At 74.3% G+C, this 18,469-nt stretch carries 1 protein-coding gene; it reads left to right on the forward strand.

What is annotated here, in order from left to right; all coding sequences use genetic code 11:
* Window positions 1–8 precede the first annotated feature (8 nt).
* A complete protein-coding gene (locus ACLJQE_RS22310) occupies window positions 9–18,467 on the forward strand; it encodes an SDR family NAD(P)-dependent oxidoreductase (RefSeq protein WP_410641251.1) in 18,459 nt (6,152 codons plus the stop codon).
* The last annotated feature ends 2 nt before the right edge of the window (window positions 18,468–18,469 follow it).

The raw sequence follows: 18,469 nt of genomic DNA on the forward strand, positions 1-18,469 counted from the left end.
GCCCGACCATGGTTGAATTCCAAGCGGACACGTCGACATCGACCGAAGCGATCGCCATCGTCGGCATATCCTGCCGGCTGCCCCACGCGGAAAACCCCGCTCGGCTGTGGCAGCTGCTGCGTGACGGCCGCAGTGCGATCGGCGCGCCCCCGGCAAGCCGCCCCGAGCTGCCCTCCCGGCCCGGGGGCTACCTCGAGGACGTCAGCGGTTTCGATGCCGGCTTCTTCGGCGTCAGCCCGCGTGAGGCGACGTCGATGGATCCGCAGCAGCGGCTGATGCTCGAGCTCGCCTGGGAGGCTTTGGAAGACGCCCGGATCGTCCCGGCCGACCTCGCCGGCAGCCGGACCGGGGTCTTCGTCGGCGTCATCGCCGACGACTACGCCGCCCTCACGCACCAGCACGGGGTCGACGGCATCACCCGCCACACCCTGACCGGCCTCAACCGCGGCGTCCTCGCCAACCGGATCTCCTACACCCTGGGGCTGCACGGCCCCAGTGCGGCGGTGGACACCGGCCAGTCGTCCTCGCTGGTCGCGGTGCACCTGGCCGTCGAGAGCCTGCGCCGCGGCGAGTCCGGCACGGCCATCGCCGGCGGCGTCAACCTCAACCTGGTGCCGGACAGCACCATCGGCGCGGAGCGGTTCGGCGCCCTTTCCCCCGACGGCCTCAGCTTCACCTTCGACGCTCGGGCGAACGGCTACGTCCGCGGTGAAGGCGGCGCGTTCGTGGTGCTCAAGCCGCTGCACGCCGCCCTGGCCGATGGCGACCCGGTCTACTGCGTGCTGCACGGCAGCGCGATGAACAACGACGGAACGACCGAGGGCCTCACCGTACCGAGCCCGGCCGGCCAGCAGGATGTCCTGCGGCAGGCGTACGAGCGGGCCGAGGTGTCCGCGGAGCAGGTGCAGTACGTCGAACTGCACGGCACGGGCACCAAGCTGGGCGACCCGATCGAAGCGTCGGCGCTGGGCGCGGTGCTCGGTGACGGCCGCGTGGACGGAGCCGAGCTGCGGGTCGGTTCGGTGAAGACCAACGTCGGGCACCTCGAGGGCGCGGCCGGCATCGTCGGCTTGCTGAAGGCGGCGCTCTGCATCCGCCACCGCGAACTCGTGCCGAGCCTGAACTTCGAAACCCCCAACCCGGACATCCCGTTCGACGAGCTGAAGCTCGCCGTCCAGCGGGACGCCGGGCCGTGGCCGCGACCGGACGAGCCGCTCTACGCCGGGGTCAGCTCGTTCGGGATGGGCGGCACCAACTGCCACGTCGTGCTGTCGGACTGGCGCACCGAGCGGGCCGCGGAAACCGGAGCTCCGCCGGCGGGTGTGGTTCCGTGGGTGGTGTCGGGCAAGTCGGCCGAGGCGGTGGCCGGTCAGGCGGAGCGGCTGGTGTCGTTCCTGGCGGAGCGGCCGGAGCTCGACGTCGCGGCGGTGGGCCGTTCGCTTGCGGTGTCACGGGCTCGGTTCGAGCACCGTGCGGTGGTGGTGGGGGAGACTCGTGACGAGTTCCTGACGGGTCTTGGTGCGCTGGCTGCGGGATTGCCCGCGGCCGGTGTGGTGCCGGGCCGCGCGGTGCCGGGTGGTGCGGTGGCGTTCCTGTTCCCGGGACAGGGCAGCCAGCGGCTGGGGATGGGGCGTGAGCTGTACGAGAGCGAGCCGGTGTTCGCGGCCGCTTTCGACGAGGTTGTTGCGGCCCTTGACGAGTACTTGGATCGTTCTCTCGTCGCGGTGATCGAGGGCGAGCCGGAACTGCTGGACCGGACGGTGTTCACGCAGCCGGCGTTGTTCGCGGTCGAGGTGGCGTTGTTCCGGCTGCTGGCTCATCACGGCGTGGTGCCGGATTACCTGGTGGGCCACTCGGTGGGCGAGCTGGTTGCGGCGCACGTGTCGGGTGTGCTGTCGCTCGAGGACGCGGCACGGCTGGTGTGCGCGCGGGCGCGCTTGATGGACGGCGTGGCCGCAGGTGGGGCGATGGTGGCCCTGAACGCGGGTGAGGAGCGGGTCTCGGGGTGGCTCGAGGGCCGTTCGGGTGTGGGGGTCGCGGGGTTCAACAGCCCGGTGAGCACGGTGGTTTCGGGTGACGAAGCTGCGGTGTCGGCAGTGCTGGAGCTGGCTCGTGCCGAGGGCGTGAAGGGCACTCGGCTGAAGGTGAGTCATGCGTTCCATTCCGCGCACCTGGACGGGATGCTGGCGGAGCTCACCGAGGTTGCGCGGGAACTGACGTATTCGGCTCCGCGGATTCCGGTGGTGTCGAACGTGACCGGTGAGCTGGTCGAGGAGTTCACGGCCGAGTATTGGGCGGTCCAGGCTCGGTCGGCGGTGCGGTTCGCCGACGGTGTCGCGACGCTGGCCCGCTTTGGGGTGACGGCTTTCGTGGAGCTGGGCCCGGATGCGACGTTGGCCGGCCTGGCGGGTGAGTGCCTGGCGGGTGCCGGGGACGCCGTGGTGGTTCCCGTGTTGCGCCGGGGACGTCCGGAGCGGCGTTCTTTGCTGGCGGCTTTGTCCGCGGTGCACGTGCGCGGTGTGAACGTGGCGTGGGAGCGGGTCCTGCCCGGTGCGGGGTTGGTGGACCTGCCCACGTATGCCTTCCAGCGTGCGCGGTTCTGGCTGGCCGGCCCGGCGAGCGAGCCGGTCCGGGTCCGGACCGATGCGGCAAGGCCGAAGCGGTCCGCGCCGCGAGGCGACGAGCTGGCGCTGGTGCGTGCGCACGTGGCCGCGGTGCTCGGCCACGGATCGGCGCGTGCCGTGGACATCGACACGACGTTCAAGGACCTGGGCTTCGACTCCCTCTCGGCCGTCGAGCTCCGGAACGCGCTGAACACGGCCACCGGACTCTCGCTGCCCTCCGGCCTGCTCTTCAACTACCCGACCCCGGCCGCGCTCGCCGAACACCTCGGCGATCAGCTCCTCGGCCTGGACCAGGACGTCGAGGCTTACCAGGCCATCGCCGCCGACGAGCCGATCGCGATCGTGGGCATGGCCTGCCGGCTGCCGGGCGGGGTCGCCTCTCCGGACGACCTCTGGCGGTTGGTCAGCGGCGAAGTCGACGCGGTCGGCGGGTTTCCGGCCAACCGGGGCTGGGACCTCGATGCGCTCTTCGCCACCGATCCGGACAGCCCCGGCAGGACCTACGCCACCCAAGGCGGTTTCCTGCACGACGCGGACCGGTTCGACGCCGGGTTCTTCGGGATCAGCCCGCGCGAAGCGGCGGCGATGGACCCCCAGCAGCGTCTGCTGCTGGAGACGGCCTGGGAGGCCTTCGAGCAGGCGGGCATCGACCCGGCCGCGCTGCGCGGCACCCGCACCGGCGTGTACGTCGGCGCGACCGCACAGGAGTACGGGCCGCGGCTGCACGAGCCGTCCGGCGGGTACGACGGCTACCTGCTGACCGGCAACACCGCCAGCGTGGCCTCGGGCCGGCTGGCCTACACCTTCGGGCTGGAGGGCCCGGCGGTGACGGTCGACACCGCGTGCTCGTCCTCGCTCGTCGCGCTCCACCTCGCCGCGCAGTCGCTGCGCCAGGGCGAGTCCGCCATGGCCGTCGCGGGCGGTGTTTCCGTCATGGCCACGCCCGGCATGTTCGTGGAGTTCGCCCGGCAGCGCGGCCTGTCGCCGGACGGGCGGTGCAAGGCGTTCTCCTCGTCGGCGGACGGCACGGGCTGGGCCGAAGGCGCCGGCCTCCTGGTGCTGGAACGGCTGTCGGACGCCGAGCGCAACGGGCACCGGGTGCTCGCGGTGATCCGTGGCTCCGCGGTGAACCAGGACGGCGCGAGCAACGGCCTGACGGCCCCGAACGGGCCTTCGCAGGAGCGGGTCATCCGGGCCGCGCTGGCCAATGCGCGGCTCTCGGCGTCCGAAGTGGACGCCGTGGAGGCGCACGGCACGGGCACCAAGCTCGGCGACCCGATCGAGGCGCACGCGCTGCTGGCCACCTACGGCAAGGATCGCGAAGAGCCGCTTCGGCTCGGGTCGCTGAAGTCGAACATCGGGCACACGCAGGCCGCGGCCGGGGTCGCGGGCGTGATCAAGATGGTCATGGCCATGCGGCACGGCGTCCTGCCCAAGACGCTGCACGTGGCCGAGCCGACCTCGCACGTCGATTGGCCGTCCGGCGCGGTGAACCTGCTGACGCAGGCCGAGGAGTGGCCGGAGCTCGACCGTCCGCGCCGGGCGGGCATCTCGTCCTTCGGCATCAGCGGGACCAACGCCCACCTCATCGTCGAGCAGGTCACGGAAACCGATGCGCCGGCGGCGGACCTGCCGGGTCCGGTGCCGTGGGTGGTGTCGGCCAAGTCGGCGGCCGCGCTGGCGGAGCAGGCGAACCGGCTGGCGGCGTTCCTGGATGAGCGGCCGGAGCTGGACGTCGTGGCGGTGGGCCGTTCGCTGGCCGTGTCGCGCGCCCGGTTCGAGCACCGTGCGGTCGTCGTGGGGGAAACCCGTGCGGAACTCCTGGACGCGCTGCGAGCGATGACCCCGGGCGAGGCCGGCCCGGCGGGTTCGGTGGCGTTCCTGTTCTCCGGGCAGGGCAGCCAGCGGGTGGGCATGGGCCGTGAGCTGTACGCGGCCGAACCGGTGTTCGCGGCGGCGTTCGACGAAGTGGCCGGGGCGGTGGACGTCCACCTGGACCGTCCGCTCGCCGGCGTGCTCGAGGGTGAACCGGAACTGCTGCAGCGGACGGTGTTCACGCAGCCGGCGTTGTTCGCGATCGAGGTCGCCCTGTTCCGCCTGCTGTCCCACTACCGCGTGACCCCGGATTACCTGGTGGGTCATTCGGTCGGTGAGCTGGCCGCGGCCCACGTGGCGGGTGTGCTGTCCCTCGAGGACGCCGCGCGGTTGGTGTGTGCGCGGGCGCGGCTGATGGAGGGCGTGGCCGAGGGCGGGGCGATGGTGGCCCTGAACGCGGGTGAAGCGCGCGTTGCGGGGTGGCTCGCCGGTCGGTCCAATGTGGATGTGGCCGGGTTCAACAGCCCGGTCAGCACGGTGATTTCGGGTGCCGAGACGGCCGTGCTCGAAGTCCTGGAGCTGGCTCGCGGCGAAGGGGTGCAGGCGACGCGGCTGAAGGTCAGCCACGCTTTCCACTCCGCGCACCTGGACGGAATGCTCGCGGAGCTCACCGAGGTCGCCCGGACGCTGACCCATTCGGCGCCCCGGATCCCGGTCGTTTCGAACGTCACCGGTGCGGTGATCGAGGAGTTCACCGCCGAGTACTGGGCGGTGCAGGCCCGGTCGGCGGTCCGGTTCGCCGACGGCATCGCCACGCTGGCCGGCCTGGGGGTGACGGCGTTCGTGGAGCTGGGCCCCGACGGGACGCTGGCCGGCCTGACGGGCGAGTGCCTGGCCGGCACCGAGGGCAGCGTCGTGGTTCCGGTGCTGCGCAAGGACCGTGCCGAGAAGCGTTCCCTGCTCACCGCCTTGGGTGCGGTGCACGCGCACGGCGTGGACGTGGACTGGGCGGGGTTCCTGCCGGGTTCCGGCGTGGTGGAGCTGCCGACTTATGCGTTCCAGCGTGAGCGGTTCTGGCTGGCCGCGCCGCGGTCCGGTGACGCGGCGGGGCTGGGGCTGACGGCGGTGGACCACCCGTTGCTGGCCGCGGTGATCACCGAGCCCGATGGTGACGCGGTGCAGTTCTCGGCGTCGGTGTCGTTGTCCTCGCACCCGTGGCTGGCCGATCACGCGATCGGCGGGACGGTCCTGGTGCCGGGGACGATGTTCCTGGAGCTGGCGAGCCATGCTGCCGAGCAGCTCGGCTTCGCCACCGTCGAAGAGCTCACCCTCCAGTCACCGCTGGCGCTGACCGGAACCGCCGCCGTCTCGATCCGGCTGACCGTCGACCGGGGCGATCCGCGCGGCGACCGCCGGTTCACGGTGTACTCGCGGACCGGCGAAGCGCAGTGGACCGCCCACGCGACCGGCCTGCTCACGTCCGCCGTTCCCGCGCCGGGCGTTTCCCTGGACCAGTGGCCCCCGGCCGGTGGCACCCCCATCCCGCTCGACGGCGTCTACGACCGCCTCGACGAGCTGGGTTACGGGTACGGGCCCGCCTTCTCCGGTCTCCGCGCGGCCTGGCGCGCCGGGGACGATCTCTTCGCCGAGGTCGTGCTGCCCGGGCAGCTGCACGACGAAGCCGGGCGGTTCGGTCTCCACCCCGCCCTCCTCGACGCCGCCCTGCACCCCCTGGTCCTCGTGCTCGAAGCGGCGCACGACGACAGCACGATCCACCTGCCGTTCTCGTTCTCGGGCTTCGTCGTGCACGCCGTCGGTGCCACCGTGCTGCGGGTCCGCTGGACCCACACCGGCAAGGACACCGCTCGCCTCGCGGTCGCCGACGGTGCCGGCGCTCCGGTCGCGGCGATCGAGTCGGTCGCCCTGCGGCCGATCGCCCGCGACCGGCTCGCCGTGGCCGGCCCGGCCGTGGAATCCCTGTACCGGGTGGCTTGGGAGGCCGTCCCGGCGCCCGAGCCGGTGGCCGGCGAGCGGTGGGTCCGGCTGGGCGAGGCGCCCTACGCCGACCTCGCCGCGCTCGCCGCCGCGATCGACGCCGGAGCCGACGTACCGGAGTTCGTCGTGCTCGGCGAGCGGGAGCTCGGCACCGGCGGTGACCTGCTCGACCAGGCCCACGCCACGGCGGCACGCGGGCTGGCGGCGGTGCAGGACTGGCTGGCCGCGCCACAGTTCGCGGAGAGCCGTCTCGTCGTGGTCGTGCCGGACGGCACCCTGCCCACGGCCCCGCTCGCAGGCCTGATCCGGACCGCGCAGACCGAGCAGCCCGGCCGGCTGGTCCTCGCCCACCTGGACGAGGGTGGCCTGGAGCTGCTGCCTGCCGTGCTGGCTTCGGGCGAGCCCGAGGTGGCGGTGCGAGGTGGCCGGTTGTTCGTGCCGCGCCTGGCACGGGCCGCGGGTGCCGTGGCGGGTGCGGTGGCGGGGCTGGATCCGGCGGGCACGGTCCTGGTGACCGGTGCGCTGGGGACGTTGGGCCGGCTGGTGGCCCGCCGGCTGGTGACGCACCACGGTGCCCGGCACCTGCTGCTGGTGTCACGTCGTGGTGGCGAGACGCCGGGTGCGGCCGAGTTCGTGGCGGAGCTGGCGGAGTCGGGTGCGCAGGCCCGGGTCGCGGCGTGTGACGTGTCGGACTTCGCCGCGCTGGCCAGTCTGCTGGACGACGTCGCGGCCGAGCGCCCGCTGACCGCCGTGGTGCACACGGCGGGTGTCCTGGACGATGCGACGGTCGCGTCGCTGTCGGCCGGTCAGCTGGAGCGGGTGATGCGCCCGAAGGTGGACGCGGCCTGGCACCTCCACCGCCTCACCGAGTCACTCGGCCTCGCCTCGTTCGTCGTGTTCTCCTCCATCGCCGGTCTCATGGGCAACGCCGGCCAGGCCGGTTACGCGGCCGCGAACACCTTCCTCGACGCGCTCGCGCAGCACCGCCGCGCCCGGAACCTGCCCGCCACCTCCCTCGCGTGGAGCCTGTGGGACAGCACCGGTGGCATGGCCGGAACGCTCGCCGACGCCGATGTCGCGCGGTGGAAGCGGAACGGGATCGTCCCGCTGACCCCGGAACTGGGGCTCGAGCTGTTCGACGCGGCGCTCGCCTCGGCGGAGCCGCTGCTGGTGCCCGCCGAACTCGACCTGGGCGCCCTGCGCGCCCGTGCCGGGGAGAACGCGCTCCCCTCGCTGTTCACCGGCCTGGTCCGCGTCCGCCGTCAAGCGGCAGGCGCCGCCCGCGGCCCGGACTCGTCGTGGGCCGAGCGGCTGCTCGCGCTGGCCGCGCAGGAGCGGGCGCAGGCCGTGCTCAAGACCGTGCGGGAGACCGTGGGACTGGTTCTCGGGCACGGAGCCGACGCCGACGTCGACCCGGCCAAGTCCTTCAAGGACACCGGCTTCGACTCCCTCACGGGTGTCGAACTGCGCAACCGGCTCAACTCGGTGACCGGGCTGCGCCTGCCCACCACCCTCGTGTTCGACCACCCGTCGCCCCGGGCGGTGGCGGACTTCCTGCTGGACCGGCTCGACGCGACCGGAACGGCCGTCGTCGCGTCGGTGACCGCCAACGCCACGGGACTGGACGAGCCGATCGCCGTGGTCGGGATGGGGTGCCGTTACCCGGGCGGCGTTTCCTCGCCGGAGGACCTGTGGCGGCTCGTGGCCGAGGGCCGGGACGCGATCGGCGAGTTCCCGGCCGACCGCGGCTGGAACGTCGACGACCTCTTCGACCCGGACCCCGAGAAGATCGGCAAGTCGTCCACGCGCAAGGGCGGATTCCTTTACGAAGCCGCGGAATTCGACGCCGGCTTCTTCGGGCTGAGCCCGCGTGAGGCGATCGCGACCGACCCGCAGCAGCGGGTGCTGCTGGAGGTCGCGTGGGAGGCGCTGGAGCGGGCCGGGATCGACCCCGCCTCGCTGCACGGTTCCCCGACCGGGGTCTACGCGGGGGTGATGTACAACGACTACGGGTCGCGGCTGGGGAGTGCTCCGGAGGGCTTCGAGGGGCACCTGCTGACCGGCACGATCTCGAGTGTCCTGTCGGGCCGGGTGGCTTACACGTTCGGCCTCGAAGGGCCGGCGGTCACGCTGGACACGGCGTGCTCCTCGTCGCTGGTGGCGGTGCACCTGGCCGCTCAGGCACTGCGCCAGGGCGAGTGCTCGATGGCCCTCGCCGGTGGGGTCACCGTGATGTCCACGCCGACGACCTTCGTCGAGTTCTCGCGTCAGCGTGGCCTGTCGCCGGACGGGACCTGCAAGTCGTTCGCGGCTTCGGCGGACGGGACGGGCTGGGCCGAGGGTGCGGGCGTGCTGGTGCTGGAGCGCCTGTCGGACGCCCGGCGGCTCGGGCACGACGTCCTCGGCGTGATCCGCGGTTCCGCGGTCAACCAGGACGGAGCGAGCAACGGCCTCACCGCCCCCAACGGGCCCTCGCAGGAACGCGTCATCCGCCAGGCCCTCGCCAACGCCCGTCTCGCTCCGCACGAGGTGGACGCGGTCGAGGCGCACGGCACCGGTACCCGGCTCGGTGACCCGATCGAGGCCAACGCGCTGCTGGCCACCTACGGCCAGGACCGCGAAGAGCCGCTGCGGCTGGGCTCGATCAAGTCGAACATCGGGCACACGCAGGCGGCCGCGGGGGTCGCGGGGATCATCAAGATGCTGATGGCGATGCGTCACGGGGAGCTCCCGGCGACGCTGCACGTGGACGAGCCGACCCCGCACGTCGACTGGTCGGCGGGTGCGGTGGAGCTGGTCACCGAGCGCCGGGCGTGGCCGGAGGTGCCGCGTCCGCGGCGCGCGGCCGTGTCCTCGTTCGGCATCAGTGGCACGAACGCGCACGTGGTCCTGGAGCAGGGCCCGGAGCCGGTCGTGGCCGGTGCCCCGGTGGCGGGGCTTCCGCTGGTGGTCTCGGCGAAGAGCGAGGCGGCCTTGGCGGCGCGGGCCGTCCAGGTGCGTGCGCTGCTGGCCGCGGGCAACGCCGATCCGGCGCGGGTGGCTTCGGCGCTCGCGACCCGGGTCCCGCACCTCCCGTTCCGGGCGGCGGTTTCCGGCGACGGCCGGGATGAGCTGCTGGCGGGCCTCGACGCGCTGGCCTCGGGCGGGTCCGCGCCGAACCTGGTGCAGGGTGCGGTCACGGGCCCGGGCAAGACGGTCTTCGTGTTCCCGGGGCAGGGTTCGCAGTGGCCGGGCATGGCTTTGGAGCTCTTCGACTCGTCCCCGGTGTTCGCTGCCCGGCTGGCGGAGTGCGAGCGGGCGCTGGCGCCGTTCACGGACTGGTCGTTGCTGGACGTCCTGCGCGGGGTGCCGGGTGCGCCCGGGTTCGACCTGGTCGAGGTGGTGCAGCCGGCGCTGTGGGCGGTGATGGTGTCCCTGGCCGCGTTGTGGCGTTCGGTGGGCATCGAGCCGGACGCGGTGATCGGGCATTCGCAGGGTGAGATCGCGGCGGCCGTGGTGTCGGGTGCGCTGTCGCTGGACGACGCGGCGAAGGTCGTGGCGTTGCGCAGCCGGGCGATCGTGAAGCTGGCGGGTACCGGCGGGATGGTCTCGGTGGCCCTGCCGGCCGGCGAGGTCCGCGAGCTCATCACCCGCTGGGACGGCGCCATCGACGTCGCCGCGCACAACGGCCCGCGTTCCGTGGTGGTCGCCGGGGAGGTGACCGCGCTCGAGGAGCTGGTCGCCCACTGCAAGGAGACCAAGGTGCGGGCCAAGCGCATCCCGGTCGACTACGCCTCCCACTCCGCGCACGTCGAAAGCCTGCGGGACGAGCTTCTCGACGCCCTGTCTTCGATCACCCCGCGGGCGGTCGAGGTGCCCTTCCTCTCCACCGTCACCGGGCAGCCGCTGGACGGCACGGAGCTCGACGGCGCGTACTGGTTCCGCAACCTCCGCCAGACCGTCCGGCTGGAGGCGGCCACCCGGGCCCTGCTCGAGCAGGGTCACCGCGTCTTCATCGAAGCCAGCGCCCACCCGGTGCTGACCATCGCGCTCCAGGAGACGATCGACGACACGGCGTACGACAGTGCCGTCACCGTGCCCTCGCTCCACCGCGGCGAAGGTGGGCTCGACGACTTCCTCGCCTCCGCGGCGCGGGCCCACGTTTCGGGCGCCCCGCTCGACTGGGCGGCCGTGGCCGTCGGCCGCGGTGCGGGCGTCGACCTGCCGACCTACCCCTTCCAGCGCCGTCGCCACTGGCTGGAGGGCCCGGCGCGGGCCGGGGACGCGGGCGGGCTCGGCATGGCCGCCGAGCGGCACCCGCTCATCGGTGCCGCGCTCTGGCTGGCCGACGAGGAGAAGCTGGTCCTGAGCGGCAGGATCGCCCTGGACGCGCAGCCCTGGCTGGCGGACCACGCCGTGGCCGGCACCGTGCTGCTCCCCGGTACCGCGTTCGTGGACCTCGCCATCCGGGCGGGCGACCACACGGACCTCGACCAGCTCGACGAGCTGACCCTCCAGGCGCCGCTGGTGCTGGCCGGCCGCGGCGGGGTGCAGCTCCAGGTCGTGGTCGAGGCGCCGGACGAGGAGGGCCGGCGCGCGCTGTCGGTCCACTCCCGCCCGGAGCCCGGGTCCGGCGACGCCGCGGTCCACCCGTGGACCCTGCACGCCACCGGCGTACTGGGGCACGCGGACGGAACTGCGGGCGTACCGGCCGGCACCGCCTGGCCCCCGGCCGGCGCCGAGCCGGTCGACCTGACGTCGGCGTACGACACGCTCGCCGAGCGGGGTTTCCAGTACGGCCCCGCGTTCCGGGGCCTGCGGGCGCTGTGGCGCGCCGGAACGGAAATGTTCGCCGAGGTCGCGCTCCCGGACGACGTCCCGCCGGGCGAGTTCGGGATCCACCCGGCCCTGCTCGACGCCGCCCTGCACCCGCTGGCGCTCGCGGAGGACGGCCGCCTGGTGCTGCCGTTCGCCTGGACCGGCGTCCGGCTGCACGCGGTCGACGCCGGCGTGCTGCGGGTCCGGATCACCCCGGACGGCTCGGGGGCCGCCCTGGCCATCGCCGACGCGGGCGGTGCGCCGATCGCGTCGGTGGAGACGCTCAGCCTGCGAGCCGTGGACCCCGCGCAGCTGGCCGGCTCGGGCACCCCGCGTCAGCCGCTGCTCCAGGTGGAGTGGACGCCCGCCCCGGCGGCCGCCCCGGCCGCCGGGTGGGCCGTCCTCGACGAGCTGGGCCACGGCCTGCCCGCCCCGCTGGGCCGCTACCCGGACCTCGACGGCATCGCCGGAACCCCGCCGCTCGTCGTGGTCCCCTTCCCCGGCGAGGACGGCCCCGGCCCGGTGGCCCACCGGGCCCTGCGGCTGGCCCAGGAGTGGCTCGCCGACGAGCGGTTCGCCGATTCTCGCCTGGTCTTCGCGACCCGGGACGCGACCACCGCGCGCACGGAGGCCAGTCTCGGCTCGGCTCCCGTCTGGGGGCTGGTGCGGACCGCCATGGCCGAGAACCCCGGCCGGTTCGGCCTGCTGGACCTGACCGACTGGGACGTCTCCGAGGCCGAGCTCGGCCGTGCACTGGCCGTACCGGACGCCCAGGTGAGCCTGCGGGACGGCGCACTGCTCGTCCCGCGGCTGGTCAAGTCGCCCCCGGCGGACGGCACCGGGCCCGCGCTGAACCCCGGGGGCACCGTGCTCGTCACGGGCGCCACCGGCACCCTGGGCCGGCTGTTCGCCCGCCACCTCGTCGCCGAGCACGGTGTCCGGCACCTGCTGCTGGCGAGCCGCCGCGGCCGGGACGCGGCGGGCATGCTGGAGCTGGAGGCCGAACTCACGGCCCACGGCGCCGACGTGTCCGTGGTCGCCTGCGACACGGCCGACCGCGCGGCGGTCGCCGCGATGCTGGCCGCGATCCCCGCGGAGCACCCGCTCACCGCGGTCCTGCACACCGCCGGCGTCCTCGACGACGGCACGCTGCCCGCCCTCACGGCCGAGCAGCTCGACACCGTGCTGCGGCCCAAGGTCGACGCCGCCGGGCACCTGCACGAGCTGACGGCCGATCTGGAGCTGGCCGCGTTCGTCCTGTTCTCCTCGCTGGCCGGCACGGTCGGCACCGCGGGGCAGGCCAACTACGCGGCGGCCAACACCTACCTGGACGCGCTCGCCCGGCACCGCCAGGCGCTGGGCCTGCCCGGGACGTCGCTGGCCTGGGGCCTGTGGGCCGAGGGCAGCGGGATGACCGGGCACCTGACCGGCGCCGACCTCGCCCGCCTGTCCCGGGGCGGCATCGCCCCGATCGGCACCGAGCAGGGACTGGCGCTGTTCGACGCGGCCCTCGCGACCCGCCGTCCGGTGCTCGTCCCGGCCCTGCTGGACCACACGGGACTGCGGGCGCAGCGCGACGACGGCACGCTGCCCGCGCTCTTCCACGGCCTGGTGCGCCCGGCCCGGCGTGCCGCCGCCGTCGAGCAGGCGGGCGGGAACTCCCTCCGGGAACGCCTGGCGCCCCTGGCCCGCCCGGACCAGGAACGTGCGCTGCTGGAACTGGTCCGCGGCGTGGTGGCTTCCGTGCTGGGGCACACCGACGCCGGCCAGGTCGCGCCCGAGCGGGCCTTCACCGAGCTGGGCTTCGACTCGCTCAAGGCCGTCGAACTGCGCAACCGGCTGAACGCGGCCGCGGGTCTGAAGCTGCCCGCGACGCTGGTGTTCGACCACCCGAGCACGGTCGAGCTGGCCGGTTTCCTGCGGACCGAACTGCTCGGCTCGGCCGCCGCGCCGGCCGTGGCCGAACCGGTCGCCGTCGCCGCCGACGAGCCGATCGCGATCGTCGCGATGGCCTGCCGCTACCCGGGCGAGGTCGGCTCCCCGGAGCAGCTGTGGGCGCTGCTGTCCGACGAGCGGGACGCCATCGGCCCGTTCCCGGACGACCGCGGCTGGGACCTCGACGGCCTGTACGACGCCGACCCCGGCCACGCGGGCACCTCGTACACCCGGCACGGCGGTTTCCTCTACGAGGCACCGCAGTTCGACCCCGAGCTCTTCGGGGTGAGTGCCCGGGAGGCCACCGCCATCGACCCGCAGCAGCGTCTGCTGCTGGAAATCTGCTGGGAGGCCTTCGAACGCGCGGGCATCGACCCGACGTCGCTCAAGGGCAGCCAGACCGGGGTGTTCGCCGGTGTGATGGCCAACGACTACGCGGCCCGCCTCAAGGACGCCCCCGAGGCGCTGGAGGGCTACCTGTCGGTCGGCAGCACGGTCAGCGTCGCTTCCGGCCGCGTCGCCTACACCTTCGGCCTGCAGGGACCGGCGATCACCGTCGACACCGCCTGCTCCTCCTCGCTCGTCTCGATCCACCTCGCCGCGCAGGCCCTCCGGAACGGCGAGTGCGGGCTGGCACTGGCCGGTGGCGTGACCGTGCTGGCCGCGCCGACCCTGTTCGTCGAGTTCAGCCGGCAACGCGGCCTGGCCCCGGACGGCCGGTGCAAGTCCTTCTCCGCACGGGCGGACGGGGCGGCCTGGGCCGAAGGCGCCGGGATCCTGCTGCTGGAACGGCTTTCCGACGCCCGGCGCAACGGCCGCCGGATCCTCGGCGTCATCCGCGGAACCGCCGTCAACCAGGACGGGGCGAGCAACGGCCTCACCGCCCCCAACGGCCCCTCCCAGGAGCGGGTGATCCGCCAGGCACTGACCAACGCGGGCCTGCGCACCGCGGACGTCGACGCGCTGGAGGCCCACGGCACCGGCACCACGCTGGGCGACCCGATCGAGGCCCAGGCCGTGCTCGCCACCTACGGGCAGGAGCGCCCGTCACCCCTCCTGATGGGCTCCCTGAAGTCCAACATCGGCCACGCACAGGCCGCCGCCGGGGTGGCCGGCGTCATCAAGATGGTCATGGCGATGCAGCACGGGGTGCTGCCCAAGAGCCTGCACATCGACGAGCCCAGCCCGCACGTGGACTGGTCCGCCGGCGACGTGGAACTGCTCACCGAGGCGCTGCCGTGGCCCGAGTCCGGGCGGCCGCGCCGGGCGGGCGTGTCCTCCTTCGGCATCAGCGGCACCAACGCCCACGTCATCGTGGAGCAGCCGCCGGCCGAGCGGGCGGTCCCGCCGGCCTCGCCGATGCCGGTCGTGCCGCTGCTGCTGTCCGCGCACACCGACGCGGCCCTGCTGGCGCAGGCCGGCCAGGTGGGTGCGGCCGTCGACGGCATCGGGCCGCAGGACCTGGCCTCGACGGGCCGGACACTGGCCGTCGGCCGGGCCGGGCTGCCGCACCGCGCCGTGGTGGTGGCCGCCACCGCCGGCGAAGCGGTCGGCGGACTCGCGGCACCGACCGTGCGGGGTACCCCCGTGGACGGCCGGACGGCCTTCCTCTTCACCGGGCAGGGCAGCCAGCGGCTCGGCATGGGCCGGGAGCTGTACACCGCTTACCTCGCCTACGCCGAGGCTCTGGACGCCGTGTGCGAAGAGCTCGACCAGTGGCTGGAAACGCCGCTGCTCGACGTCCTCTTCGGTGCGGACCCGGCGCCGCTGGACCAGACCGGCTTCACCCAGGCCGCCCTGTTCGCCACCGAGGTCGCGCTCTTCCGGCTCCTCGAAAGCTGGGGTGTCCGGCCGGACTTCCTCGCGGGCCACTCCATCGGCGAGCTGGCCGCCGCGCACGTTGCCGGCGTCCTTTCGCTGCCGGACGCGGCGCAGCTCGTCGCGGCCCGCGGCCGGCTGATGCAGGCCCTGCCCGGCGGCGGCGCGATGCTCGCCGTGCAGGCCGCGGAGCAGGAGGTGCTGCCGCTGCTCGCCGGCCGGGAGGACCTGCTCGGCATCGCCGCCGTCAACGGTCCCACCGCCGTGGTCCTCTCGGGCGACGCGGAAGCCGTCGAAGCCGTCGGAGCCGAACTCGCGGCACAAGGGCGCAAGACCAAGCGGCTGCGTGTCAGCCACGCCTTCCACTCCCCGCACATGGACGGGATGCTGGACGAGTTCCAAACGGTCGCGAAGGGACTCACCTTCGCCGCGCCGGCCATCCCGATCGTCTCCACCCTGACCGGGCAGCCGGTCGGCGCCGAAGAACTGAGCACGCCCGAGTACTGGGTCCGGCACGTCCGCCGTCCCGTGCGCTTCCTGGACGCGGTCCGCGCTCTGGCGGCCGAAGGCGTGCGGACCTTCCTGGAGCTCGGCCCGGACGGCGTGCTCAGCGCGCTGGGGCAGGACTGCCTCGACGCGGGCTCGCTCCTGGTCCCGGTGCTGCGCGGCGGGCGCCCCGAGCCGCACACCGCCGTCACCGCCGTGGCCCACGCCCACGTGCGGGGCGTGCCGGTGGACTGGCGCGCCCTGTTCGGCGAGCACGCCGGACCGGCCGCGGACCTGCCGACCTACCCCTTCCAGCGCCGGCGCTACTGGCTCACGGAAGGGCCCGGCGGCGGCGATGTCACCTCGGCCGGGCTCGACTCCGCGCGGCACCCGCTGCTCGGGGCCGCGGTTCCGCTCGCCGACTCCGACGGTGTCCTGTTCACCGGCCGGATCTCGGCCCGCAGCCACCCCTGGTTCGCCGACCACGCCGTCGCCGGCACCGTGCTGGTCCCGGGCACGGCCCTGGTGGAGCTCGCGCTCCACGCGGGCACCGCGCTCGGCTGCGCGCGGCTGGAGGAGCTGGTCCTCCAGGAACCCCTGGTGCTGCCCGGCGAGGGTGCGCTCCAGCTCCAGATCACGGTCGGCGGCCCCGGCGGAGACGGCCGCAGGCCCGTCGCCGTCCACTCGCGCGGGGACGACGACGGCTGGCGCCGGCACGCCACCGGAACCGTGGTGGCCGCCGTCCCCGACGGCCCTGAACCCGGCCTCGCGTCCTGGCCGCCGGCCGGCGCCGAAGCCCTGCCGGTCGAGGACCTGTACGACCGCCTCGCCGACCGGGGCTACGGCTACGGCCCCGCTTTCCAGGGCCTTCAGGCGGCCTGGCGGGTGGGCGACGACCTCTACGCCGAAGTCCGGCCGTCCGTCGACCCCGGCGGATTCGCCCTGCACCCGGCCCTGTTCGACGCCGCGCTGCACGCCCTGCTCGTGGAGGAGGCGGCCGAATTGCGGCTGCCCTTCTCCTTCGGCGGCGTCCAGCTGACCGGGTCCCCGGCCGGCACCCTGCGCGTCAAGCTGTCGGCAGGCCCGGACGGAACGGTCGCGGTCGGCATCGCCGACGAGACGGGTGCGCCGGTCGCCACCGTCGCCTCGCTGGCACTGCGGGCCCTGCCGGCGGGGACCGAGCTGACCCGAACCGCCGACCAGCACGTGTACGCGGTGGAGCGAGCCGTTGTGGACCTGTCCGCCGGTACCGACCCGGCCATCGCGGTCCTCGGCGAGGCCGACCTGGGACTCGTCGCCGAGCACCACGCCGACCTCGACGGCCTGGTGGCCTCGGGCGTGCCCGACGTGGTCGTCCTTCCGGTTCGCCCGGCCACTCCGCAGGAGACCGGCCGGATCACGGCGGAGGTGCTGGCGGTCCTGCGGCAGTGGCTCGCCACCGACGCGACGGCCGGCGCGCGGCTCGCCGTGGTCAGCACCGGGGAACTGGCGCACAGCGCACTGTCCGGGCTGCTCCGGACCGCCGAGTCGGAACACCCGGGCCGGTTCCAGCACGTGGTCACCGACGGCCTGCCGGCCGGCGGCGAGCTGCTGGCCGCGGCACTGGCCGACCCCCGGCCGCAGCTCGAACTGCGCGAGGGACGGGCCTGCGTGACCCGGCTCGCCAAGGTCCCGGCCCCGGACGCCGCCGAAGCGTTCGACCCGGAACGCACGGTGCTGATCGCCGGTGGCACGGGCGCACTCGGCGCCCGGGTCGCCCGGCACCTGGTGACCGGCCGCGGCGCCCGCCGTCTGCTGCTCACCAGCCGGCGCGGCGGGGCGGCGGACCTGGTCGCCGAACTGGCGGCGCTCGGCGCGGACGTCCGGGTCGCGGCGTGCGACGTGGCCGACCGCGACGCGCTGGCCGGGCTGCTCGCCTCGATCCCGGAGGAGCACCCGCTCACCGCGGTCGTGCACGCGGCCGGAGTCGTCGAGGACGCCACGCTGGCGGCCACGAGCCCGGAGAGCCTCGCCCGGGTGCTGCGGCCGAAGGTGGCCGCCGCCTGGAACCTGCACGAGCTGACCGCCGGGCTGGAGCTGACGGACTTCGTCCTCTTCTCGTCCGTCGCCGGCCTGGTCGGCAACGCGGGACAGGCGAACTACGCCGCCGGCAACACCTTCCTGGACGCGCTCGCCGAACACCGGCGCGCCGCGGGCCTGCCCGCCGTGTCGCTGGCCTGGGGCATGTGGCAGGACGGCATGGCGAGCGACCTCGACCGCGCCGACCGGGCCAGGCTCGCCCGCAACGGGATCCTGCCGATGCCGGCCGACCGGGCCCTCGCGGCACTCGACCTGGCCCTGGCCGGAGCGAAGGCGGGCGAGGCGGGGACCCCGCCGGTGCTCGCGCCGGTGGCCCTCGACCTCGCGGCCCTGCGGGGCCTCGGGGACGCCCTGCCCGAGCTGTACCGGGGCCTGGTGCGCACCGAGCGCCGAGCCGCCCGGCGTCCCTCCGCTCCGGCGGAGGTCCCGCTGGCGCAGCGGCTCACGGGCCTGGACGTCGCGGAACAGCGGCAGCTGCTGCTCGACTTCGTCACCGAACAGGTCGGCGTCGTCCTGGCCCACCCGGCACCACGGACGATCGACGTCCAGCGTGGCCTGCTGGACCTCGGCCTCGACTCGCTCACCGCGGTCGAGCTCCGCAACCGGCTCGGCAACGCCACCGGGCTGCGGTTGCCCAGCACGCTCGTCTTCGACCACCCGACCACCCAGGCCGTCGCGGAATACCTGCGGGGCGAGCTGGCCGGCGAAGTGGCGGACCCGGTCCAGGCCGCCCTGGACGTCCTCGAGGCCGCGCTCACGGCCGCCGGCCCGCCGGACGGCGACGGACCGGCAGCGACGTACGCCGCGCGGCTGCGCGGCCTGCTCCGGACCGTGGACGGAGCGCCCGCCGTCGCGACCCTCGATCTGGAAACCGACGACGACCTCTTCGCGGCCCTTGACAACGAACTCGGCAGGTAGGC

Source organism: Amycolatopsis sp. lyj-346 (genome assembly GCF_046548975.1).
Lineage (GTDB): Bacteria > Actinomycetota > Actinomycetes > Mycobacteriales > Pseudonocardiaceae > Amycolatopsis.